21 protein-coding genes are annotated in these 22,323 nt (G+C 72.9%); 11 read left to right on the forward strand and 10 right to left on the reverse strand.

Annotation, left to right across the window (positions count from 1 at the left end; translation table 11 throughout):
- Nucleotide 1 precedes the first annotated feature (1 nt).
- The 3 genes from ADL34_RS01860 to ADL34_RS01870 all read right to left on the reverse strand — a co-directional run bounded on the left by ADL34_RS01860 (nt 2) and on the right by ADL34_RS01870 (nt 1,584).
- The gene (locus tag ADL34_RS01860) at nt 2–484 is read right to left on the reverse strand and encodes a succinate dehydrogenase hydrophobic membrane anchor subunit (protein ID WP_055621657.1); all 483 of its coding nucleotides are present in this window, start codon (nt 482–484) and stop codon (nt 2–4) included.
- A 5-nt stretch (nt 485–489) separates the two neighbouring features.
- Nucleotides 490–870 carry a succinate dehydrogenase, cytochrome b556 subunit gene (sdhC, locus tag ADL34_RS01865; protein WP_078504082.1) on the reverse strand — a complete coding sequence of 127 codons (381 nt, stop codon included), beginning with the start codon at nt 868–870 and terminating at the stop codon, nt 490–492.
- Nucleotides 871–1,059: 189 nt separating this feature from the next.
- Entirely contained in the window at nt 1,060–1,584 is a 525-nt protein-coding gene (locus ADL34_RS01870) for a 2-oxo-4-hydroxy-4-carboxy-5-ureidoimidazoline decarboxylase (RefSeq protein WP_062663831.1), read from the reverse strand.
- Between the two features lie 209 nt (nt 1,585–1,793).
- Between ADL34_RS01870 and ADL34_RS01875 the strand changes: the two genes are divergently transcribed.
- The 4 genes from ADL34_RS01875 to ADL34_RS01890 all read left to right on the forward strand — a co-directional run bounded on the left by ADL34_RS01875 (nt 1,794) and on the right by ADL34_RS01890 (nt 5,241).
- Complete coding sequence (locus tag ADL34_RS01875; RefSeq protein WP_062664379.1) at nt 1,794–3,404, forward strand: beta-N-acetylhexosaminidase; 1,611 nt, start codon at nt 1,794–1,796, stop codon at nt 3,402–3,404.
- Between the two features lie 77 nt (nt 3,405–3,481).
- Nucleotides 3,482–3,985: a hypothetical protein gene (locus ADL34_RS01880; protein WP_062663829.1), complete on the forward strand. Its 504-nt coding sequence runs from the start codon at nt 3,482–3,484 to the stop codon at nt 3,983–3,985.
- A 116-nt stretch (nt 3,986–4,101) separates the two neighbouring features.
- On the forward strand, nt 4,102–4,698 hold the full coding sequence (locus ADL34_RS01885; protein WP_062663828.1) for a hypothetical protein: 597 nt from the start codon (nt 4,102–4,104) through the stop codon (nt 4,696–4,698).
- A 150-nt stretch (nt 4,699–4,848) separates the two neighbouring features.
- Nucleotides 4,849–5,241 carry a hypothetical protein gene (locus ADL34_RS01890; RefSeq protein ID WP_062663826.1) on the forward strand — a complete coding sequence of 131 codons (393 nt, stop codon included), beginning with the start codon at nt 4,849–4,851 and terminating at the stop codon, nt 5,239–5,241.
- Between the two features lie 43 nt (nt 5,242–5,284).
- On the opposite strand, the gene ADL34_RS01895 is transcribed toward ADL34_RS01890, so the two are convergent.
- Both ADL34_RS01895 and ADL34_RS01900 read right to left on the reverse strand, forming a co-directional pair.
- Nucleotides 5,285–7,876, reverse strand: a complete 2,592-nt coding sequence (locus tag ADL34_RS01895) for an FG-GAP-like repeat-containing protein (RefSeq protein WP_199835512.1) — start codon at nt 7,874–7,876, stop codon at nt 5,285–5,287.
- A gap of 270 nt (nt 7,877–8,146) precedes the next feature.
- Nucleotides 8,147–9,034: a septum formation family protein gene (locus ADL34_RS01900; RefSeq protein WP_062663822.1), complete on the reverse strand. Its 888-nt coding sequence runs from the start codon at nt 9,032–9,034 to the stop codon at nt 8,147–8,149.
- A gap of 267 nt (nt 9,035–9,301) precedes the next feature.
- Between ADL34_RS01900 and ADL34_RS01905 the strand changes: the two genes are divergently transcribed.
- From ADL34_RS01905 to ADL34_RS01920, 4 genes are all read left to right on the forward strand, one after another.
- Nucleotides 9,302–9,919 carry an RNA polymerase sigma factor gene (locus ADL34_RS01905; RefSeq protein WP_062663820.1) on the forward strand — a complete coding sequence of 206 codons (618 nt, stop codon included), beginning with the start codon at nt 9,302–9,304 and terminating at the stop codon, nt 9,917–9,919.
- 202 nt (nt 9,920–10,121) lie between these two features.
- On the forward strand, nt 10,122–10,967 hold the full coding sequence (locus tag ADL34_RS01910; RefSeq protein ID WP_062663818.1) for a hypothetical protein: 846 nt from the start codon (nt 10,122–10,124) through the stop codon (nt 10,965–10,967).
- A gap of 354 nt (nt 10,968–11,321) precedes the next feature.
- Nucleotides 11,322–11,984 carry an RNA polymerase sigma factor gene (locus ADL34_RS01915; protein ID WP_062663816.1) on the forward strand — a complete coding sequence of 221 codons (663 nt, stop codon included), beginning with the start codon at nt 11,322–11,324 and terminating at the stop codon, nt 11,982–11,984.
- Entirely contained in the window at nt 11,984–13,024 is a 1,041-nt protein-coding gene (locus tag ADL34_RS01920; RefSeq protein ID WP_062663814.1) for a hypothetical protein, read from the forward strand. The genes ADL34_RS01915 and ADL34_RS01920 overlap by 1 nt, the downstream gene beginning before the upstream one ends.
- A 209-nt stretch (nt 13,025–13,233) precedes the next feature.
- On the opposite strand, the gene ADL34_RS01925 is transcribed toward ADL34_RS01920, so the two are convergent.
- The gene (locus ADL34_RS01925) at nt 13,234–14,118 is read right to left on the reverse strand and encodes a L,D-transpeptidase family protein (RefSeq protein WP_234374926.1); all 885 of its coding nucleotides are present in this window, start codon (nt 14,116–14,118) and stop codon (nt 13,234–13,236) included.
- Between the two features lie 162 nt (nt 14,119–14,280).
- Here ADL34_RS01925 and ADL34_RS01930 point away from each other — a divergent pair, with 162 nt between their 5' ends.
- Nucleotides 14,281–15,861, forward strand: a complete 1,581-nt coding sequence (locus tag ADL34_RS01930; protein WP_062663812.1) for an acyl-CoA mutase large subunit family protein — start codon at nt 14,281–14,283, stop codon at nt 15,859–15,861.
- Between the two features lie 78 nt (nt 15,862–15,939).
- Complete coding sequence (gene leuE / locus ADL34_RS01935; protein ID WP_062663810.1) at nt 15,940–16,590, forward strand: leucine efflux protein LeuE; 651 nt, start codon at nt 15,940–15,942, stop codon at nt 16,588–16,590.
- A 3-nt stretch (nt 16,591–16,593) separates the two neighbouring features.
- Here the strand turns inward: leuE and ADL34_RS01940 are convergent, their stop codons facing one another.
- Nucleotides 16,594–18,009 (reverse strand): FAD-dependent oxidoreductase, encoded by a 1,416-nt coding sequence (locus ADL34_RS01940; RefSeq protein WP_062663808.1) that lies wholly within the window; start codon nt 18,007–18,009, stop codon nt 16,594–16,596.
- A 72-nt stretch (nt 18,010–18,081) separates the two neighbouring features.
- On the opposite strand from ADL34_RS01940, the gene ADL34_RS01945 reads away from it, so the two are divergent.
- Nucleotides 18,082–18,732, forward strand: a complete 651-nt coding sequence (locus tag ADL34_RS01945) for a TetR/AcrR family transcriptional regulator (protein WP_062663806.1) — start codon at nt 18,082–18,084, stop codon at nt 18,730–18,732.
- Here the strand turns inward: ADL34_RS01945 and ADL34_RS01950 are convergent.
- From ADL34_RS01950 to ADL34_RS01960, 3 genes are read right to left on the reverse strand one after another with little or no spacing between them, the layout of a single operon-like run.
- The gene (locus ADL34_RS01950) at nt 18,725–19,864 is read right to left on the reverse strand and encodes an acyltransferase family protein (protein WP_400092213.1); all 1,140 of its coding nucleotides are present in this window, start codon (nt 19,862–19,864) and stop codon (nt 18,725–18,727) included. The two genes, ADL34_RS01945 and ADL34_RS01950, sit on opposite strands and share 8 nt — an antisense overlap.
- On the reverse strand, nt 19,864–21,207 hold the full coding sequence (locus ADL34_RS01955) for a polysialyltransferase family glycosyltransferase (protein WP_062663802.1): 1,344 nt from the start codon (nt 21,205–21,207) through the stop codon (nt 19,864–19,866). The genes ADL34_RS01950 and ADL34_RS01955 overlap by 1 nt, the downstream gene beginning before the upstream one ends.
- A complete protein-coding gene (locus ADL34_RS01960) occupies nt 21,204–22,181 on the reverse strand; it encodes a glycosyltransferase family 2 protein (protein WP_062663800.1) in 978 nt (325 codons plus the stop codon). The genes ADL34_RS01955 and ADL34_RS01960 overlap by 4 nt, the downstream gene beginning before the upstream one ends.
- Nucleotides 22,182–22,323 lie beyond the last annotated feature (142 nt).

Below are 22,323 nucleotides of genomic sequence, written 5' to 3' on the forward strand. Positions count from 1 at the left end.
CCTAGCGGATGTTCGGGTCGAAGGTGAAGATCACCAGCGTGCCCAGCAGGATGGTGAACACCGTGGCGGTGTAGAGCAGGCCCTTCAGCCACAGCCGGGTGTTCGCGCGCTCCGCGTAGTCGTTGATGACCGTGCGCAGACCGTTGGCGCCGTGGAGCATCGCGAGCCAGAGCATCAGCAGGTCCCAGACCTGCCAGAACGGCGAGGCCCAGCGGCCGGCCACGAAGGCGAAGCCGATCTTCGAGACGCCGCCGTCCAGCACCAGCTGGATCAGCAGGTGGCCGATGACGAGGACGACGAGCACGACGCCGGACAGGCGCATGAACAGCCAGGCGGCCAGCTCGAAGTTGCCCCGGGTGGACCGGGGGGTCTTCTTGGTCCGCTTGCGCGGCGCCTCGATGAGCGGGGCCGGGTTGTCGACGTTGTAGAGCGAGTCGCCCTCGACCGGGCCGATCCCGGACGCGGTGGTTTCAGTCGTGGACATGTGCGTCAGCTCCCGAACAGTTCACGAGCGGCGTGGCCGAGGACGGGGTAGATCGCCCCGAGCATGAGCACGAGCCACAGACCGACGACGGACCAGAGCATCTGCTTCTGGTAGCGCGGGCCCTTCGACCAGAAGTCGACGGCGATGACGCGCAGGCCGTTGAGCGCGTGGAACAGGATGGCGGCGACGAGGCCGTACTCCAGCAGCGCGACGATCGGCGTCTTGTAGGTGGCTACGACCTTGTCGTAGTCCTCGGGGGAGACACGGACGAGAGCGGTGTCCAGCACATGAACGAACAGGAAGAAGAAGATGAGGACGCCGGTGACTCGGTGAGCCACCCAGGACCACATTCCTTCCCGGCCGCGGTACAGCGTTCCAGCCGGCACGGAAGTCCCTCCGGGAGCGGGGTATCGGGGCCTGCCGGCTTGTGCTGTCGGTCGGGCCCGGCCGGGTACGGTCCACCGGCCCCCAGCATCGTAGCGACGGTTGCCTGCGGCGCTTACGCCGGGCCTGGCGGTGTGATCAAACTGGCACGCGGATGGTCCATTCGCGGCCTGTGCGCCGGGATGCCCGTCTCAGGCGAGATGGCTGACCAGCCGCCCCTTCGCGAGCCGCCGTAGTTCCTCTGCCGCGAGGACCCTTTCTTCCTCTGGATCGTTTGCCAATCGTGACCGGATGCCTGCCAATACATGGTCGAGGCTCTCGGTGTGCGTCAGGCCGTCCAGGCAGATAATGAACCCATGCCCGAATTTGGCCTCGTATGCGGCGTATGCCGCGCTCAGTGCCGTGTGAGCCGCCGAGTAGACGTCCTCCGGCAGGAACGGCAGCGCCTCCGCCGCGAGCGCGCGCGACAGCTCCGCCGGCGTCAGGTCGTACGCGGCCTCGTCGCAGGCGGCCAGCAGGGCATCGATGTCGGGATAGGGGCGGTGGTCCGCCACCCGATCGGCCCAGCGGGTGCTGTGCAGGCAGGTCAGGAGGGTCGCCCGGGCCTCGTGCGGGGGAGCGGCGTTGAACGGCTCCAGCCCGCCCGGGGGCGGAGTGCGGGTCTGTTCGGGCAGCGCCGGTATGGCGACTCGGCCGGGAAGATGTGTGGGCGTCACGTGGGTTTCGGCAGTGGATTCTGGGAGAGGAGTGGCGCCACGCTACCGACTGTGGACGTGAGGTGTCCGACCGATGCCCGAATTTCAGCCGAACGGGAGAGTTTCAGAACGTGTGCTGGACGGCTGACCGTGCCCGCAGGCCCTAGGTTGGCGCCGTGAGTCAGCACAGGCGCCGGGCACCGGCGAAGAAGGCCCTGAAGAACACGTGGGTGCTGATCGTCGCGGTGGTCCTCGTGACGGTCGGCGCCGGAGTGGGCATCGCGCTTCTAGCGAGCGGCGACGACGACCGGGCCGGATCGGAACAGCGGGGGTCGGCCTCCGGCGCCTCCGAGGGCGTCTCGTCCGGCTCCGACGGCGCCACCCCCTCGCCCAGCCGCACGTACCCGCTGTCCAAGTCACCCGCGACCATCCCCGCCGTGCGGTCCCACACCGCCGCGCGCGGGCCCGGCTGGCGGCCCGCCGACGACACCCGCGTCGTCGTCAGCGACGACGAGCTCGCCGACGAGGGCAAGCTGATCGCCGGTGAGCTGGGCATGGACTACGCGGGCCGCAAGGACGACGTCCGCTCCGGAGACGTACGGCTGTCGCTGAACGACGACGAGGGCGCGAACCCGGAGTCGTACACGATGACCGTTCGCGACGGGCGTGTCGTCATCAGCGGACCCGGCGAGGCCGGCGTCTTCTACGGCACCCGGACCCTGAAGCAGGAGGTGCACGGCGGCGGCACCGCGCCCGAGGGCGTCGTACGGGACGAGCCGGCCAAGCCGGTGCGCGGCTTCATGCTCGACATCGCCCGCAAGCACTTCACCGCGGACTGGATCGAGGACCGGGTGCGGGAGCTGGGCGACCTGAAGTACAACCAGCTCGGTCTGCACTTCTCCGACGACCAGGCGTTCCGCATCGAGTCCGCCTCGCACCCGGAGATCGTGTCGAAGGAGCACCTCACCAAGGCGCAGGTCCGCAAGATCGTGAAACTGGCCGAGAGCAGGCACATCACGGTCGTCCCGGAGATCGACTCGCCCGGGCACCTGGGGGCCGTCATCGCCGCCCACCCCGACCTCCAGCTGCGCAACGTGAACGGGGTGGCGACCCGGGGCGCCGTGGACATCTCCAAGCCGGCGGCCGCCGAGATCGTCGACGACCTGCTCAACGAGTACGCCGGGCTGTTCCCCGGGAACCAGTGGCACCTCGGCGGCGACGAGTACCAGGCGCTCGTCGTCTCCGACCCCGAGGCGTCCTACCCGCAACTCGCCCGCGCCGCCCGGGACGCCTTCGGCGCCGGAGCCGGCGTCGCCGACCTCGCCACCGCGTGGGTCAACGACCGCGCCGACACCGTCCGCGCCCACGACCGCACGCCCCGCGCCTGGAACGACGGGTTCTTCCGGGACACCAAGGTCAAGGTCGACAAGGACGTCCAGGTGGCGTACTGGACCGGCAAGGAGATCGGGGCCCGCCCCCCGGAGCAGTACCTCGCCGAGGGGCGCAAGGTCATCAACTACAACGACGAGTTCCTCTACTACGTGCTCGGGGAGCCGCAGACCTTCGTCTACCCGACGGGCGAGCGGATCTACCAGCAGTGGACGCCGCGCGTGCTGCGCGGGACCACGGCCGTCCCCGCCAAGTACGACGGCCAGATCCTCGGCGCCTCCTTCGCCGTCTGGTGCGACATCGCGAGCGCGCAGACGCAGGCCCAGGTCGCGGCCGGCATCCGGATGCCGCTGCGGGCGATGATGCAGAAGACGTGGGACCCCGGCGAGCCGGACCTGTCCTGGGCGCAGTTCAAGGCGCTCGCCGACCGGCTGGACCGCCCCGCGGATTGACCCGAACGCCTGCGCACCCCCGTACGAATGTGGTGTATTCGGCCCGAGCCGACACCGATCAGCCGGGGGGACACCGGATGGGCTACTGGGGTTACTTCGTCGTGGGCCGTGAACAGCGGCCGCTGACGGAACTGGACGCGCTGTCCGGCGCCGAGGGCATGACACTGCGCGAGCGGGCGCCGGACGGCTGGCAGGTGTGGGAGTACCCGAGCGGGGATGCCGGGATCGCCAGCATGAACGACCTGGCCGCCGAGACCGGGGCGCCCGCGCTGTTCGGCTATGTGATGGACAGCGCCTGTGTCGTCGTGGAGGCGGCCGCCCCGCACAGCGGCGCCTGGACCACCTGTCTGGCCCGGGCCGCGACAGCCCGGCACCTCGGCGCCGGGGAGGACGGGCCCTCCCTGGAGGACTACTTCCTCGAACCGGCCGACGCCGCCGAGCGGGCCGTCGCCTGGGCCGCCGAGGCCGGGCACGAGGTGAACGCCGGCGCGGTGCTCGACGTACTCACCGCCGAAGCGGACTCCTTGGCCGAAAACCTCTTCTTCCGGCTGCTCGACCGGCTCGGCGTCGTCCCGCTGTGACACTCCGGGGTCGTCGCACGCAGTAAGGGGAAGTGCGGGCTCCGTGAGAAAGGAGCCCGCCTGGGGCCTGTGCGGGGGCCCCGACCCTCGTAGACGACCCGCTTAGGGAGGCGTGGATGAGCCTGGTGGAACTGATCGCTCAGGCCGACGAGCGCGGACTGGCCGCCAGCGGGTTGGCTTGTTTGGATCGGTGCGTGCCGCTGCTCGGCGGTGACGACGAGGTGCTGCGGCCGCTGTGGGCGAACCTCGCGGCCGACGGCGACCCGGCCGCCTGGGGCGCACTCCTCGAACAGGTCCGCGCCAAACTGGGGGTCGCCGAGGTCGTGGACGACGAGGACGTCGAGGACGAGGCCGCGCTGCTGGCCCGCCGGATGCTGGCCGCCGCCCCCGCCGTCCGCTCGGCCGCCGAGGCCCGCACCTGGGCCGACGCCTGCTCGGTCGCGTCCCTCCAGATCCACCGGCTCCTCGACCCCGGGCAGGACGACGGGCCGGCCGGCGCCCTGGAGTCCGTGCGCACCGCCGACACCGCGGGCGACGCGCGCCCCGAGGGCGTGTCCCCGCTCGTCGTCGCCGAACTGCGCCGCCAGACCAGCGTCCTCGAACTCCTCGACAGCCACGGGGCGGGCGGGGTCCGCCGCGCCCTGGAGGTGTCAACCGAGGGGCGGCGCGTCCTGCGGGCGGTGGTCTCCCGCCGGGCCCGCGGCCGGGGCTGAGCCCTCCGCGGCCGGGCCCGACGGGCCCAAACCCCCATCCCTGAGGGAGTCCTGTGCCCTTTCGGGGATGCCGTGCGACGGTCCTGCGCGGGTCCGGGGAAGCCGCCGGAATCGGGTGACGTATCGCCGGGCGGACACGCTCTCCAGGGTGTGACGACTCAGCAGGAGACCAGGCCCGCGGCGGCGACCAAGCCGGTCCGGTGGGCGGCGGACGCGGTGGCGACGATGCGCGAGGGGGCGCGGCTGCGCCTGGACTACTCCGAGCAGAGTCTGTGGCGGGTCGACCGCATGATCGAGGGTCTGCGCCGCGAGGGGACGCCGCCCGATGCCGCCGGCCACGTGCTGCGCGGTCTCGGCGCCTACGCGGGCGAGGTGATCGCCCGCCGGACCGGTGCCGAGTGGTGGACGGCCGGCGGCGACCACTGGATCCGTACGCCCGACGGACGCCTGTGGGACCCGATCGACGAGGCCCGCCGCTGCTTCGCCGGCCACGGGTCGCTGCGCCTGCTGTGCCGGGACGCGACGGGCGGGACCCGCCGCTGACCCTACGGTGCGGGGCGCACGGCCGGCGCCCCGCGGCCGTGGGTCACGGCGTGAGCGTCTGCCCCAGGTGGGCGCCGGTCGGCGTGCCCAGCGGTGTCCTGCTGAGGATGACGGTCCTGCCGAAGCCGGGGCCGGCGCTGCCGCTCGGGACGTACATCAGGATGCCGTTGCCGGCGTCCTCACCCTCCACGCCCACGACCAGGTCGGCCCGGCCGTACCCGGTGACGTCGGTGAGCGACACGGAGGAACCGGCCGCGTCACCGGACTCCGAGACGCCCGGCACCCCGGACGTGTCCTGCGAGAACGGGACCGAGCCGACGCCGGTCAGGCCGGACGCGCTGCCCTTGAGGAGCACCGACATACCGGCGTTGGACCGGTTGCCGTCGCGGCTGACGTCCTCGCCGGGCAGACCGACCAGGGCGTCCGCGAACCCGTCGGCGTTCTGGTCGGCGACCGACACCGAGCCGCCGAAGGCGTCACCGGCCTCGTTGGAGCCGGGGACGGACGCCGTGTTCTGGTGGATCACCTTCATACCGGTGGTGGTGAACCCGGCGGAGGTGCCGAACAGCATCGTCACCTGCCCGCCCGTGGAGGCCCCGGACTCGGCGACGTACGGCTGGCCGATGACGATGTCGTCGTACCCGTTGCCGTCCACGTCACCGGCCGCGACCGCGCGCCCGCCCTTGACGGAGAGGACGCCCACCTTGGTCAGGCCCGTCGCCGAACCGGCGAAGCGGACCACACGGCCGACGCCGCCCGCGTCACGGTAGTTGAGGGCCACGTCCGCGTAGCCGTCCCGGTTGAAGTCGCCCGTGGCGGCGTCCAGGTACGCGATCGCGCCGGTGGCCGAGGTCAGCGTGCCGGTGCTCGTCCTCCCTCCGGTCAGGCGGGCGTTCCAGTTGCCGCCCTTGCCGGTGCCGGCCGCGAACACGTCCGCCGTGCCGTCACCGTCGAAGTCGCCCACCGCGACCGTCGAGCCGAGCCTGGCGCCGGTGGCCGTGACCGAGCCCGAGGTGGTGTACGAGAAACCGGAGTTCAGACCCGGGCCGTACAGCACGGTGACCGCGCCGCGGTCCGCGTGGCCGCTGGTGTCGTCCTCGCCGGGCACGCCGATCGCGAGGTCGGCGTGGCCGTCGCCGTTGACGTCGCCCCACGCGGTGGCGGTGCCGAAGGCGTCGCCGGACTCGTGGGATCCGGGCACGCCGGTGCTGCTCTGGCTGATCGTCCTCTTCGCCGCCATGACGGGACCGGAGGCGCCGCCCGGGACGACGGTCACGGTGCCGCCGCCGCTCAGGGCGCGGGGCGTGCCCGCGACCAGGTCGGCCAGTCCGTCACGGTCGGCGTCCGAGGTGGGCAGGGCGTGCGAGATGCCCGGGGTCGCGGCGAGCTGCGCGATCCGGGAGAGCCTCGGGTACAGGTTCGCGCCCGGGCAGGCCGTCGCGTTGGTGTCCCGGTGCCCGAGGACCCGGGGCAGGGTCACGGTGGTGCCCTCCGGGATCTTGTTCCCGCTGAAGCCCTGCGGGACGCCGGACGTCAGGCCGACCTTGCCGGTCGGGTCGATGCCGTACATCCCGAACTTCCAGGCCACGACCCGGGCGATGGCGTCCAGGCCGGCCCGGCTCGGCGCGGCGCTCTCGAAGTTGCCGATGTACGAGATGCCGACCGTGTCGGTGTTGAACCCGGCGTCGTGCGCCCCGATGACCGGCAGGTCCATCCCGCCGCTGCGCCCCTCGAAGATCTGGCCGCAGCGGTCGACGACGAAGTTGTAGCCGATGTCGAAGTAGCCCTGACTGAAATGGGACTGCTGGATGGTCCGCAGCCGCGCACGGGAGTCGGCGCAGGACACCGTGTTGTCGGTGTCGACGCCCGTGTGGTGGATCACGGCGGCCTTGACCGTGTCGCCGTACGTGGGCGTGCCGTCGTAGTCCGTGGACGCGCCCCACTCGGCCTGCGTGATGATCGGCGGCTTCACGACCGTGGAGGGCCGGGGCTCCGGCACGGTCGGCGTCGGGGACGGGGACGCGGTGGGGGTGCCGGTGTCCGTCGGCGTGTCCGTCGGGTCCGGGACCTCGGTGGTGGGCGGGTCGGTCGGAGCGGGGTCCGTCGTGGCCGAGGTCTCGGTGGGGCCGGCGGTCGTCGCGGGGTCCGTCGGCGTGTCCGTCGCCGGGTCCGGGGTCTCGTCGGCGGAGAACGCGGCCGGGTGGGGCGCGCTCTCCGGGTCCGTGCCGGGGTCGAGCAGTTTGACGTCCATGCCGGACGGCTGGCCCTTGGCCTCGGTGCCGTCCGCGTTCACGACCCGCAGTTCGACGCCGTCGGAGTCACCGGTCCACACCGACTCCGTACCGCCGCGCAGCGCGGCCCGCTCGCCCTCCGCGCCGTCGGCCTGGCTCGGCTCCAGCGTGATCCGCCGCCATGCCGACCACTTCCCGGTGTCCAGGTCGCGGGTGCGCACCTCGGGGGTGCCCTTGGCCTGCGCCTCGGGGTCGTTCCAGGTCAGCACGACCGCGCTGAAGCGTTCGGTGCTCCGCCTCTCCAGGCCCTTGCGCCCGGCGCCGCGGTCCTTGAGCTTGAGCGTGTGGATCGCGGGCTTGCGGCTCTCGCGCGCGTCGTCGGCCTTCGTCGACGGATCGGCCATGGCGTAGGTCACCACGCCGGCGGCGCTCAGGACCACGGCCCCCACGGTCAGCCACGCGCGTCTCTTCAGACTGAGCGGCCTGTACGCATGAGTCTTACGAGGACTCAACTGTCCCACCCCTATGAGCAGTCACGGATGCCACCCCTGTCGCACAGGTGGCGATTACACACAGCGCACGCACAGCGGAAACCGTCACCCGGTGCCGCACGGGGGAGACACGGCGACGGGGCCGGTCCGGAACGGACGCGGCCCCGTCGGCCGGTGGCGCGGTCAGGCCGCCCAGACCTCGGCCTCGTCGGCCGGGACGGTCGTGGCCAGGCCCAGCTCCTTGCGGGCCGGGACCGACGCGTTCGGGTCGATGCCGTCGAACGCGGAGTCGTAGGCGATGTAGAACGCGTCGGCGTCGGCGGCGTTCGCGGCCTTCTTCCAGTCGGCGGCGGCCTTCTTCAGGCTCGCGCGCAGCTTGGCCACCTCGGCGCCCTTGACGTCCTTCAGCCCGTCGACGTGCGTGGCCAGGGCGGCCGCGACGGCCTTGGCCTGCTTCTTGTAACCCGCCAGGTCGTCCTCGACGGCGTCCTTCTCGGACTGGTTCGCCCACAGCGCCTCGTAGACCGCGTTCGAACCCTTCAGGAACGTGGCCTGCTCGGGCTTGAGGGACTCGGCGGTGTTCAGCGTGCCGCTGAACTTGCCGTCCTCCTTGGTGTAGGTGCAGCTGACCGCGCGGTCGCCGGTCGCCCAGCTCTCCTTGGTCGGCGTGTAGTAGAAGAGCGACACGCCCTTGGGGAGCGCCCAGGTGTCCAGGGCGTACTTCTGCGCCTCGACCGGGCACTGGTTGTCCGCGATCGTGGAGACGCCGTCCTCGCCCGGGTACTCCTTGCCCTTGTCGATCGAGAACTCGCCCACGACCTGGCCGACATGGGCCTCGTCGCACGGGACGATCTCCACGGTGAAGGCGGTCCCCTCGGCCTTGCCGTTCGGGTTGTAGCAGTCACCGATGTCCAGGGAGAACACCGAGCGCTGGCGGGCGACCTTCTTCGCACCGTCCTTGGCGCTGTCGACGGCGTCGGAGACGCCCGAACACCCCACCGCGCCGGCGGCGATCAGAGCGACAACGGCGGAAAGACCGCGAAAGGAGCGGGAGGGGGCATGGGTAGCCATGACGTGTTCATCCTCTTAATTGATCTTTATAGGGCGGGCGTACCTCGCCCCCGCACAAAGGGGCCGAGGGGGCTTCGACCCTCACTCGCGGCATCTGACTCGCGAGGTGCCGAGAGGGTTGTACCGGGCCGCGGACAGGACCGACTCGGCCGTCACCAGTGACACTTCCGTGGTTCCGGGCGCTGATGAGCGTGAAGGGGCGTGCGCAAGGGTGGGCGTACCGCGAGGTACGGATTCGCCACGAACCGGTACGGACGAGGACAGTTCTTGGCTCGAGGAGGGGAACCCCGCCGCGCGCTGGCGCACGACGGGGAACTGGGTGCGGCCGTCGCGCGGGCCCAGGAGGGCGACGAGGCCGCGTTCGCGGTCGCGTACCGGCTGGTGCAGCCGGGACTGCTGGGGTATCTGCGCGGGCTGGTCGGCAACGACGCCGAGGACGTGGCGTCCGACGCCTGGCTGGAGATCGCCCGGGACCTCGGCCGGTTCACCGGCGACGGCGCCGGATTCCGGGGCTGGACCGCGACCATCGCCCGGCACCGGGCGCTGGACCATCTGCGCCGGCAGCGCGTACGGCCCCGGTCGTCCGTGCTGGAGCAGGACGTGCTGGAGCTGCCCGACCCGTCGAGCACGCACGAGCGTGCGTTGGAGTCGATCTCCACGGAACAGGCCCTGCGCCTGGTCCGCGGCCTGCCGAGGGACCAGGCCGAGGCGGTGCTCCTGCGTGTGGTCGTCGGACTCGACGGCCCCGCGGCGGCCCGCGTGCTCGGCAAGCGCCCGGGCGCGGTGCGCACCGCCGCGTACCGGGGGCTGAAGCGGCTGGCCGACCAGCTCGGCGCGGCCGGTGTGACGGATGACGGCCCCGGGACGCTGGGGGAATCGACATGACCTGTGCGGGCGGCGGCGGGACGCCCGGCGTGACGTGCGTCGCGGGCGGTGGGCGCGGGTGAGTCGTACGGACGCACGGGACGTACGGACAACAGAGACGTAGGGGCACTACGGCTCCCGGAGGCACGGCTGTCCCCCGCAGGGCGTATGCCCCGGCGGGCCGGGAGCCGGCGGAGCGAATCGGACGGGAACGGAAGCGGACATGGGTGAACGGCAGAGCGGCGGTGCGACGCCCGGCCGTCGGCGCGCGCACCCCGACCGGATGACGGCCCGTCACCCGTCCGCCCCCCAGGCCGTGCTCGACGACGCGGCGCTGGAGGCGCTCCTGTCCGCCGCGGTGCTGCGCGGGCACCGCCCTGACGCCGCGGGGGAGCAGCGGGCCCTGGCCGCGTACCGGGCCGCGCGTGCCGAGGGCGCCCATCGAGCGCGCACCCGGCGCCGGGACGACTGGCGGCCCCGGGAGCGCCGGCGCCTGGCGATGTCGGCGCGCACCACCCTGTCGCTGCTTCTCGCCAGTCTGACGCTGGGCGGGGTCGCGGTCGCCGCGATCAATTCGTCCGGTCCCACGGAGGCTCCCGAGGAACGCCGGACGTCCCCGTCCGAAAGCGCTTCCCGCCGGTCGGTCGCCCCCTCCGCACAGTCGCCCGCCGCGCCCCGAACCAGCCGTCCGGACCACCCGGGCACCGCCCGGGACACCGAGGCCAAGTGCCGCGCGTACGACGAGGCCGAGGGCCGGGGCAGGGCGATGGAGTCGACGGCGTGGCAGCGGCTCGTCGCGGCGGCGGGCGGCGAGGACGAGGTCGCGGCCTACTGCGCCGAGCGTCTCGCGACGGCACCGGCCCGCCCCGGCGGCGGTCGTGGGACCGGCGCGCCCGGGGACGGGACGGCCGGGAACGGGGCGGACGGGGCCGGTACACCCGGGGCCGGTACGGCCGGGACACCGGCCACCGGCAAGGGGCAGGGTGCCGGGAGCGCCGGGAGCGCCGGGAGCGGCGGGATCGGCGGCAACGACGGGAACGCCCGGAACTCCGGGAAGAACAAGGACTGATCGGCGCTCGGAAGCGGCGTGATCGCCGCCCGAGTGCGCCCGTATGCCCGAGGCGCTCGAAAGGCGCGATGCCGGCCAAAGCAACGGCCGGGGCCGCCACCCCCCACAGGAGAGGCCCCGGCCGTCGCGCGGCACGGGCCGCGCGGCGGCCCGTACTCTCTACAGCGCCATGAGTGCGTTTTCTGTCACACCCGGACGGCCGGACGGCCGAATCACGGGGTGGTTGCATGTTGTACAGACATGGACGAGCAGCGGTTTCAGGCCGTAACGTGCCTTTCGCGCCGGACGCGGAGGGTGTAAGACCACCGCAACGACCTGCGGTCCTGTTGCCGCAACCATCAATTGAGGTATCCAGTGCTGGGGGACGACGCGGAGCTGACCACCGCGGTGCTTGCGGCGCAGGACGGGGACGAGACCGCGTTCCGTACTGTGTACCGCTCCGTGCACCCGCGGCTGCTCGGATACGTGCGGACGCTGGTGGGCGACCCGGACGCCGAGGACGTCGCCTCCGAGGCGTGGCTCCAGATAGCGCGCGACCTGGACCGGTTCAGCGGTGACGCCGACCGGTTCCGCGGCTGGGCCGCCCGGATAGCGCGCAACCGGGCGCTGGACCACATCAGGATGCGCGGGCGCCGCCCCGCGATCGGCGGCGACGAGACGGAGCTGACCGGTAAGGCCGCCGAGTCCGACACGGCCGGCGAGGCCATCGAGGCGCTGGCCACCGACGGCACCCTCTCCCTCATCGCCCGGCTGCCCCAGGACCAGGCCGAGGCCGTCGTGCTGCGCGTGGTCGTGGGGCTCGACGCCAAGACGGCCGCGCAGACGCTGGGCAAGCGCCCGGGTGCCGTACGGACCGCGGCGCACCGGGGCCTGAAGCGCCTCGCCGAACTGCTCGGCGACGATCCGGAATCGGCCGGGGTGCTCGACGCCCTGCCGCCGCAGCGAGAACCGCGCCGCAGCGCGGTGACGTCCGCGAGTGTGACGCATCTGCGTACGCGGACGCAGAAGGATGTGTGATGGCCGACGAGCTGAACAGGTGGCTGGACCGCGAAACGGCGGAACGCTTGCTGCGGGGAGAGCCACTCGAAGCTGTCGACCCGGCCGACCGCGATCAGGCCGAACGGCTCGCCAAGACCCTTGAGGCACTGACCGCCGAACCGCCCCCGACCTGCGGAGAACTCCCCGGAGAGGCCGCCGCGTTGGCGGCGTTCCGGGCGGTCCGCGCGGGCCGGGACGCCACGGCCGCGACCCCCGGCGTCCCCGGCGGGCAAGCCGCCGACGAGGTCGGTCTGGTGCGTCTCGGCGGCCCCGGCGACCGCCGTCGCCGCCCGCGCTGGGGGCGGCCCGTCCGGCTCGCCCTCGCCGCCGCGCTGGCCGTCGGCATGGTCGGCGGTGTCGCCGTCGCGGCCGGAACCGGAGTCCTGCCGACGCCGTTCGACGGCGACGAGCCGGCCCGTCCCGCCGCCACGGTCCCCGCGCCGCCCGCGACGGAACAGCCGCTCGTGTCGCCCTCCCCGGACGGGGACACACCGGGAGGCACCGGACATGGCGGGTCCGTGACGCCCGCGGACCCCGGCGCCACCGAGGGCGCCAAGCCCGGCGGCACCGCGGACGACAAGGCCGACGGTGACGGACGGCGCGGTTCCGGCTGGTGGCGCGCAGTCGTCGCCTCCTGCCGTGACGTCCGGGACGGCAAGACACTGTCCGATGAGCGCCGACGCGCCCTGACCGGCGCGGCGGGCGGCCGCGACCGGGTACGGACGTACTGCGAGAAGGTCCTCCGGCCCGTGGACGCCAGGACCGGCGGCGACACCGGGGACGGCCGCGACCGGGACAAGGGCCGGAGCCACGGCGGCGACGGCCGGCACGACGACGGCGACTGGACCGACCGGGGTGACACGCGCCACGACGACGAGGACGACGCCCCGAACGGTCTGACCCGCGGCGACGACGGCTCCGGCGACGGCCGGCACCCGGAGGGCGACGGGCCCGCCGGACGCGGGGCACCGCGTTCCGCCTCCACCCCCACCGCGTCCGCCTCGACGGCAACCCTCTGACCTGCGTTTTTCCCGTCCTGCGGAAAAATTTTCGCGCCCGGAGTGACATTTTCGGGCGTCCCGGCGCTGATCAGAGTGAGCCGACTGGTCATCGGCCCTCGCACAGAGCCGGGGTTCCCCCCGTACCTGCGGCTCGTGCATCGGCGCGGGCGGGACACGTTCCCCCGGTCCCGCCCGCGCCCCACACTCCTCGCGTCACACTCCGCGCCTCACCGGTGGACGACGACCTTGTCGCCGGTCCGCACCCGCGCGAACATCTCCCGGATCGCCGGCTCGTCCGCCACGTTCACACAGCCGTGCGAGGCGCCCGCGTAACCCCGGGCCGCGAAGTCCGCCGAGTAGTGCACCGCCTGCCCGCCGCTGAAGAACATCGCGTACGGCATCGGGGAGTCGTAGAGCGTCGACACATGGTGCCGGGACTTCCAGTAGACGCTGAACACGCCTTCCCGCGTCGGGGTGTACTCCGAGCCGAACCGCACCGGCACCGTCAGCTCCGTACGGCCGTCCACCATCCAGCGCAGCGTCCGGCTCTTCTTGCTGACGCACAGCACCCGCCCGGTCAGGCAGCGCGGGTCAGGCGCGTCGGCCGGCTGCCCGCCCATCAGATACAGGTCCCAGGTGCCGGGCTCCCGCGTCATCCTCAGCAGCCGCTCCCAGGTGACCCGGTCCGTCCTGCCGGTCCGCGGCAGTCCCCGTTTGCCCTGGAAGCCGCGCACCGCCCGCTCGGTGAGGTCGTCGTAGACGCCGGTCGGCCCGTCGAAGAGCCAGGCGACCTGGCGCAGCCGCGCCTGGAGCTCCCGTATGTCGCGGCCCTCGTCGCCGCGCTCCCACAGGACGGCGGGCGCGGCCGGGGCCGCCGGGGCGCTCGGCTTGCCGTCGGGCGGCGCGGACCTCGTCGACGGCTTGCCGCTCGGGAGTTCTACGCGCACCGGTGAGTGCCGTTCCCCGTCCGGTCCCTCGACCGTGCAGCCGGCGAGCACCGCGAGCGCCGTGCCGCAGGCCAGCGCGGCCGCCGGTACGCGCAGGCCGCCCGCTCGCGCGCCGCGCCCGCCCCGCGCCCTCCACGGTGTCCGCCCCATGCCCCTGGTACGCATCCAGGCCCCCGTCGTCTCATCGCGGCCACCCCCGGCCGTCCGGATGTCACTCGACATGTTCCCCGCGCGTGACCGGTGGCGAACCAGGCGGCATGGTGGAACACAGGAGTCACGGCGACCGGACCGGCGCCCGACACCCAAGCGACGCGAGAGGCATCCACCATGGCGCGTGAGTCGGAGTCAGGACTGCCCGTCGAGCCGGTCTACGGGCCGGACGCGCTGAGCGGCTGGGACCCGGCCGAACGCCTGGGCGAACCGGGGGCCCATCCCTTCACCCGGGGCGTCTACCCGACGATGTACACCGGCCGGCCCTGGACGATGCGCCAGTACGCCGGGTTCGGCACGGCCACCGAGTCCAACGCCCGCTACCGGCAGCTCATCGCGCACGGCACCACCGGTCTGTCGGTCGCCTTCGACCTGCCCACCCAGATGGGCCACGACTCCGACGCGCCCCTCGCGCACGGCGAGGTCGGCAAGGTCGGTGTGGCCGTCGACTCGATCGACGACATGCGGGTGCTGTTCGACGGCATCCCGCTGGACCAGGTGTCGACGTCCATGACCATCAACGCGCCGGCGGCCCTGCTGCTGCTCCTGTACCAGCTCGTCGCCGAGGAGCAGGGCGTCGGCGCGGACCGGCTCACCGGCACCATCCAGAACGACGTGCTGAAGGAGTACATCGCGCGCGGCACGTACATCTTCCCGCCGAAGCCCTCGCTGCGGCTGACCGCTGACATCTTCCGGTACTGCCGGGCGGAGATCCCGCGCTGGAACACGATCTCCATCTCCGGGTACCACATGGCCGAGGCGGGGGCGAGCCCCGTCCAGGAGATCGCGTTCACCCTCGCCGACGGCATCGAGTACGTCCGTACGGCGGTCGCCGCGGGCATGGACGTGGACGACTTCGCGCCCCGGCTGTCGTTCTTCTTCGTGGCCCGGACGACCCTCCTGGAGGAGGTCGCCAAGTTCCGCGCTGCCCGCCGGATCTGGGCCCGCGTCATGCGGGACGAGTTCGGCGCGCGGAACCCGAAGTCCCAGATGCTGCGGTTCCACACGCAGACGGCCGGCGTGCAGCTGACGGCGCAGCAGCCCGAGGTGAACCTGGTCCGGGTGGCCGTGCAGGGCCTCGCGGCGGTGCTCGGCGGCACCCAGTCGCTGCACACCAACTCCTACGACGAGGCGATCGCTCTGCCGACGGACCGGTCGGCCCGGCTGGCCCTGCGCACCCAGCAGGTGCTCGCGTACGAGACGGACGTGACCGCGACCGTCGACCCGTTCGCCGGGTCCTACGCCGTGGAGCGGATGACGGACGACGTGGAGGAGGCGGCGCGGGACCTGATGCGCCGGGTCGAGGACCTCGGCGGTGCCGTCGCGGCCATCGAGCACGGCTTCCAGAAGGGCGAGATCGAGCGGAACGCCTACCGGATCGCCCAGGAGACCGACTCCGGTGAGCGGGTCGTGGTCGGCGTCAACCGCTTCCGCCTCGACGAGGAGGAGCCGTACGAGCCGCTGCGGGTCGACCCCGCCATCGAGGCACGGCAGGCCGAACGCCTCGCCCGGCTGCGCGCCGAACGGGACGGGCGGGCCGTGGAGTCGGCGCTGTCCGCGCTCCGCGAGGCGGCGGCCGGCGCCGACAACGTGCTCTACCCGATGAAGGAGGCGCTGCGGGCCCGCGCCACGGTCGGCGAGGTCTGCGGCACCCTGCGCGAGGTGTGGGGCCGCTACGAGCCGTCCGACACCTTCTGAGCACGGCCGCCGGACGCCGGTGTCCCACCCTGCGGAACACCAGGTGCACGCGCCGGGACACGTGTGACACTCCTGTCCATGTTCGGCGTCATCGATCTCCCCACCTATCTGGCAGGTCTGGTCCTCATCATCCTGCTGCCCGGTCCCAACTCGCTCTACGTCCTCTCGGTGGCCGCCCGGCGCGGCGTCCGCGCCGGGTACACCGCCGCGGCCGGCGTCTGGTGCGGGGACGCCGTGCTGATGACCCTGTCCGCCGCGGGGGTGGCCTCGCTGCTCCAGGCGAACGACGTGCTCTTCGGGATCGTGAAGTACGCCGGCGCCGGCTATCTGACCTGGCTGGCGATCGGCATGCTGCGGGCCGCCTGGGCCATGTGGCGCTCCCGCCGGGAGACGGTCGCCGCGGCCACGGGCGAGGCCCCGGCCGGCGAGGAGCGGCCCTTCCGCCGCGCCCTGGTCGTCAGCCTGATCAACCCGAAGGCGATCCTGTTCTTCGTCGCCTTCTTCGTGCAGTTCGTCGACCCGGCCTACGCCCACCCGGCCGTCTCCTTCGTGGTGCTCGGCACCCTCGCGCAGCTGGCCAGCGTCCTCTACCTCAGCGCCCTGATCTTCAGCGGCACCCGCCTCGCCGCCGCCTTCCGCCGCCGCAGGCGCCTGTCGGCCGGGGCGACCTCGGCGGCGGGTGCGCTGTTCCTCGGGTTCGCGGTGAAGCTGTCGCTGGCCGGCGCTTAGGAGTCAGACGAGGCGGAGTTCCTCCGCGTACTCCGTCAGCCCCTCGGCGGTGGTCCCCGCCCATCCCACATAGCCGTCGGGGCGGACCAGGAAGACGCCCGTGCCGTATGTCGCGTGCGCGCCGATGCGGACCGTGGGCAGGGGGAGCGGGGGCAGGGCGGTGTCCGTGCCGACGGTCAGCAGGGTCCAGTGCGGCCCCCGGAACGCGTCGAAGAGCCGGACGCCGCCGGCCCGCGCGTCCGGGGTGCGGTCGCCCGCGCGGACCGGGCCGGGCTCGGGGCGGGTCTCGCGGGTGAGCGACGACTCCCGGTAGCCGAGGCCGAGCTGACGTGTCGCCTGCCCGCGCCGGATCTCGCCGCGGTGCACGCCGGTGGAGACGTCCAGCATGTGCGCGGCGACGGGCCGCCGCTCCTCCTCGTAGGTGGCGAGCAGGGCCTCGCCGGCGCCGCCGCGCAGCACCGCGCCGAGCTTCCAGCCCAGGTTGTAGGCGTCCTGCACGCTGGTGTTGAGCCCCTGGCCGCCGGCCGGCGAGTGGACGTGCGCCGCGTCCCCGGCGAGGAACACCCTGCCGTCCCGGAACCGGTCGGCGAGCGCCATGCGCGGCCGGAAGTCGGAGGCCCAGAGCACCTCGGTGACATCCTCGGGCAGCAGGTGCGAGCGCGCGGCGACGACCTTGCGCACGCCCTCCAGGGAGGTGTCCACGGTGGCGCCCTCGGGGAAGCGGGCGACGACCTGGAACTCGTCCGTGCCGGCCAGCGGGCAGATCGCCAGGAAGGCGTCGTCGTCCCCGCGGGGCGGGAAGATGTGCCAGTTGTCGCGGTCCAGGCCGGTGATCCGGGCGTCCGCCACCAGGCACGGCTGGGGGTCGACGTCCTCGCCGGTCATGCCGATGCCCAGGGACCGCCGGACCACCGAACGGCCGCCGTCGGCGGCGACGGCGTAGCGGGCGCGCAGCGTGCGGCCGTCCGCGAGCCGGGCGGTCACGCCTTCCGCGTCCTGGGCGAGCCCGGTCAGTTCGCAGCCGAAGGCGACCTCGCCGCCCAGTCCGGTCAGCCTCTCGTGCAGGATCCGCTGGGTCCGCCACTGCGCGACCATCCACGGCTCCTCGTACGGGGAGGCCTCGGTGGGTACGGCGGGCTCGGACATGTGGTGCTCGCCGGCCCGCTTCCCGTCCTGCCAGATCATGCCGACCGGGTAGGTGCCGCCCGCCGCGCGGATCGCGGGGAGCACGCCGAGGTCGTCGAAGACCTCCAGGGTGCGGGGCTGCAGGCCCTTGCCGCGTGAGCCGGGGAAGAGCTCCCCGGCGCGCTCCAGCACGAGCGCGTCCACCCCGCGCCGGGCCAGGTCGATCCCGAGGGTGAGGCCGGTCGGCCCCGCTCCCACGATCAGGACGTCCGTCGTGCGGGCGTGCTCCGCCATCGCGTCACTCCTTAACGTTGTTAAGTGCCGTCTGCCGCCGAGCGTGCCCTTAACGGCGTTAAACTGTCAAGCGTGAGCACCGAACGCCGCGCGCCCCTCGACCGCACCCGGGTCGCCGACACCGCCCTGAGACTGCTGAACGAGGTCGGCCTGGACGGGCTGACCCTGCGCGCCATCGCCCGTGAACTGGATGTGAAGGCGCCAGCCCTGTACTGGCACTTCAAGGACAAGCAGGCGCTGCTCGACGAGATGGCGACCGAGATGTACCGGCGGATGGTCGCCGGGACCCCGCTTGATCCCGGCGACACCTGGCGCGAGCGGCTGCTGAAGACGAACCGCGGGCTGCGCGCGGCGCTGCGCGGCTACCGCGACGGCGCGAAGGTGTTCAGCGGCTCACGGTTCACCGGCATGGTGCATGCCGAGCAGATGGAGGACGGCCTGCGGCTGTTCACAGCCGCGGGCTTCACCCTCGCCCAGGCCGTCCGCGCGACCTCGACGGCGTACGCCTACACGCTCGGCTTCGTCACCGAGGAGCAGGGCGTCGAACCGCTGCCCGGCGAGCGCCGCGAGGGCTACGACATCGAGGAACGCGCCCGGATGATGGCCGACTACCCGCTGTCGGCGCGGGCGGGCGCCGAGATCTTCGCCGACTACGACCAGCACTTCGAGGAGGGGCTGGCCCTCGTGATCGCCGGCGTCGAGGCCCGCTACGGGATCAGTTGAGCGCCGCTCGTGGCCTGCGGGACGTCCGCCCGGACAGGGTGCGGCGCAGCAGCGGGGTCGCCCACTCCTCGACGTACCGGTTGAGCAGCCGCGCCAGCAGCAGCATCGCGGCCACCGTGAGCAGGGCCGTGACGGACGAGGGCAGGCCGAGCCCCTGGTGCAGCGCCTCGATCACGACCCAGCCCAGATGCTCGTGGACGAGGTAGAACGGGTACGTCAGCGCGCCGGCGACCGTCAGCCAGCGCCAGTCCGCCCGGGCGAGCCAGCCCAGCGCGATCGCGGCGACGGCCAGAAAGCCGCAGGTGACGACCAGGACGATCCCGAGGGAGCTGCGGTAGGAGAACGCGTCGACGTCCGGCGCGTGCCACAGCCGGGCCACCGCGTAGTGCTGGCCGATCAGCCAGCTGACGCCCACGATGCCCCACGCGTAGGCGTCACGTCGGTCGCGGTGCACCAGGTACAGGCCGACACCGCCGATGAAGAAGGGCGCGTACTCGGGCATCAGCACGAGGTCGAGGAGCGGTTCCCCGGCGCCCTGCGCGAGAGCCGCCGCGAGCGTCCAGGCCGCGCAGAACAGGATGATCCGCCGCCGGCTCGCGCCGGGCAGCACGACGCACAGCGCGAACAGCGCGTAGAAGCGGATCTCCGCCCACAGCGTCCAGCACACCCCCAGCACCCGGTCGGCGCCCAGCGGCTGCTGGAGCATCGTCAGGTTCAGCAGCGCGTCGGACGGCGACACCGCCCGGTACGCCACGACCGGCAGCGCGAACACGGCCGTCACCAGGACGACCGCGGCCCAGTACGCGGGCAGCAGGCGGGCCGCGCGGGACGCGAAGAACGACGTCAGGGTGCGGCCCCAGCCGCTCATGCAGATCACGAACCCGCTGATCACGAAGAACACCTGCACGCCCAGGCAGCCGTACGCGAACCAGCCGTGCAGCGTCGGGAACTGCAGGCTCGGCGAGGTGCCCCAGGCGTCGGCGACCTCGCCGTCGCGTCCGCCGTAGTGATACGCGGCCACCATCAGCGCGGCGACCAGACGTAGCCCGTCCAGGGCGCGCAGCCGGGTCGGACGGGGTGGAGCCGGGGTGGTGGGGCGGGCCGGGGTGACCTCGGCGGCGGGCGCGTCGATCACGAGGCGCCCCCGCGGGCCGACCGGCGTATGTCCCGGGCCCGGCGGGCCACGCGGCGGACCGTGGCGTTGCGCGGGATGAACGCCAGCTGCGCGGGCAGCCCGCCCGGCAGCCCCAGCGAGGTCAGCCGCCTGCGCTTGAAGTAGCGCAGGGTGCCCTCGTCCTGATGGAGCGCCAGGAACCGCTCGGTCTCCGCGCGCAGGCCCGGCAGGATCTTCGGCTGCATCGCGAAACCGACCGCGCGCACCAGCGCGGACAGTGCCTCCACGTCCCGGCCCGCGCGCCGCCCGGCGACCGCCGCCCCGTCCTCCAGCGCGGGCAGCAGCGCGTCCACGATCGTGACGGGCACCCGGTTGCTGTTCTCGTACGGCGTCAGCCGCTCCAGCAGCAGCTCCGTGCCGACCCGGGCGACCGTCAGGCCGTACAGCGCGGACGCCGTGAGCAGCGCGGTGGAGAAGCAGCCGGCCACCAGCGCGGGACGCGTCCGCTGGAACAGCACCTCGGCGAGGACCGGCGTGTCGCAGACGGTGAGCTCGGCGCCGAGCCGCTCCGCCTCCTCCTCCAGGCTGCGGGTGAACCGCGCGGGCGCCGAGGGGTGCGGCTTGAACACCACCCGCCCGTGACCGAGCGCCACCACGCCCCTCAGCATCCGCAGATGCAGGTCGTCCTCCTCCTCGGGGGTGAGGATGCCGAGCGCGGAGAGGTACTGGCCGAGCAACAGGGCCGGCTCCTCGACGTCCGGCAGGCCGTCCTCCCCGTCCGTGAGGTCGGCCAGCACCTTCGTGAGGGCCGGCGTCGGCACGGTCTCCGCCGGGACGCCGAACTCGGTGAGCAGCAGTGGGGCGAGCCCCGGCACCAGGTCGACGTGCAGCACCCTGTCCACCCGGGTGCCGACCAGCGGGTCGATCTTGTTGCGGGTCGGGCCGTAGCTCATCAGGCCGTCGGCGTAGACGGTGACCGGGGCGCCGGTGAAGATCCGGGCGAGCGCCAGCGACGGGTCGACCTGGATCGACTCCACCGCCAGCGCCACGTCGTCGTCGCCCAGCCGCCACTCGTGGCGCACGAACCGCTCCCACAGCGGCAGGTCGTCCGGCCGGGGCGTCCAGCCGCCGGGGTGGAACGGGAAGATCGTCTCGTTGTACGACAGCACGTCGTCGAAGCGGTCGCGCAGCCGCCCGAAGCCCGGCAGGGACTCCAGGCCCGGCGTGGTCTCCGGGTTCGCCGCGTTGTTGCAGACCAGCAGGATCCGCCGGTCCGCGGGGCCGAAGCAGCCGGCGTCCAGGGCGGCGGCCAGGGTGGCGGCGCCGTACAGCGTGGACGCCTGGAAGATCTGGGTCGTCACGCGGCGGCCCCCGCGACGGCGGGACGGCGACGCAGCCGGCGCAGCCGGGTGGCGCGCCGCACGTCCATCGAGTCCAGCGCCTCCTCCAGCACGTCCTGCGGCATCCGCCGCAGCGCCCCGGCACTCATCGCTTTCAGTTTTCTCGCCACCGCGGGCTCGAACCTCTCGATGGATCCCAGATGATGGGAAATGATGGCGCAATACGTGCGCACGGCTTTCGGCAGCAGGATGTCCGCCGCGGGGTCCTCGGCGGTTTCCGTGACGACCTGGTCGAATGCGCGGATGAAATCCAATTGCCGTACGTCCCCGATCTGCGTCAGAGAAGAGGCGACCCCGCGCCGGTAGAAGACGCCGAGCAGGCCGGCCACCGCGAAGGAATCCGCCTCCCGGTGCAGCCGCCAGATCCACGGCCGGTCCTCCGCGGTGCGCAGCCCGTCGGTGAAGTGCAGCAGCCCCCGCTCGACCAGCCGGCGGTGGTAGATCCCCGCCCAGGCGTACGCGTAGTCCACGGACGTGGAGCGGTCGGCGGGCAGGATCGCGTCCCGCGGGCGCAGCACGACCCCGCGCCGGCCGTGCGGCACCCGGTGCACACCGCGCGCCCGCCCCGTGCACTGGACGTGGTCCGTGCGCACGAAGTCGCAGCCCAGCTCCTCGATCGCGGCGACGAGCCGGTCGTAATAGCCGGGCGCGAGCCAGTCGTCGCCGTCCAGGAACGTCAGGTACTCGCCGCGCGCCCGGTCGATCCCGGTGTTGCGCGCGGTCGCCAGTCCACCGTTCCTCTCGTGCCGCACGAGGACGGCACCCGGCAGCTCGCGCTCGGCGCGCGCGAGGATCTCCGGTGTCCCGTCGCGCGAGCAGTCGTCGACGAGGATGAACTCGAAGTCGTCGCGCGCGTTCGCACGAAGGCTCCGAAGGGTTTCGGGCGCGTATTGCCGCACATTGAAGAACGGCACGATGACGGAGAGCTTGACCACGGAAATGACGGTAGGGCGCGGCCCGGCATTCGTCTTGACGCCTTCCTTGAATTCAGGTGAACGACGTGTGGCGAAGCCGTGAACCGGGTCCTTTTCCGGGCTTGGCGCGACCCGATTCGCCGTTCGTCGGTGTGCTGTTAAC

Origin of the sequence: Streptomyces sp. NRRL WC-3605, from assembly GCF_001509795.1 — a bacterium.
Taxonomy (GTDB): domain Bacteria; phylum Actinomycetota; class Actinomycetes; order Streptomycetales; family Streptomycetaceae; genus Streptomyces; species Streptomyces viridochromogenes.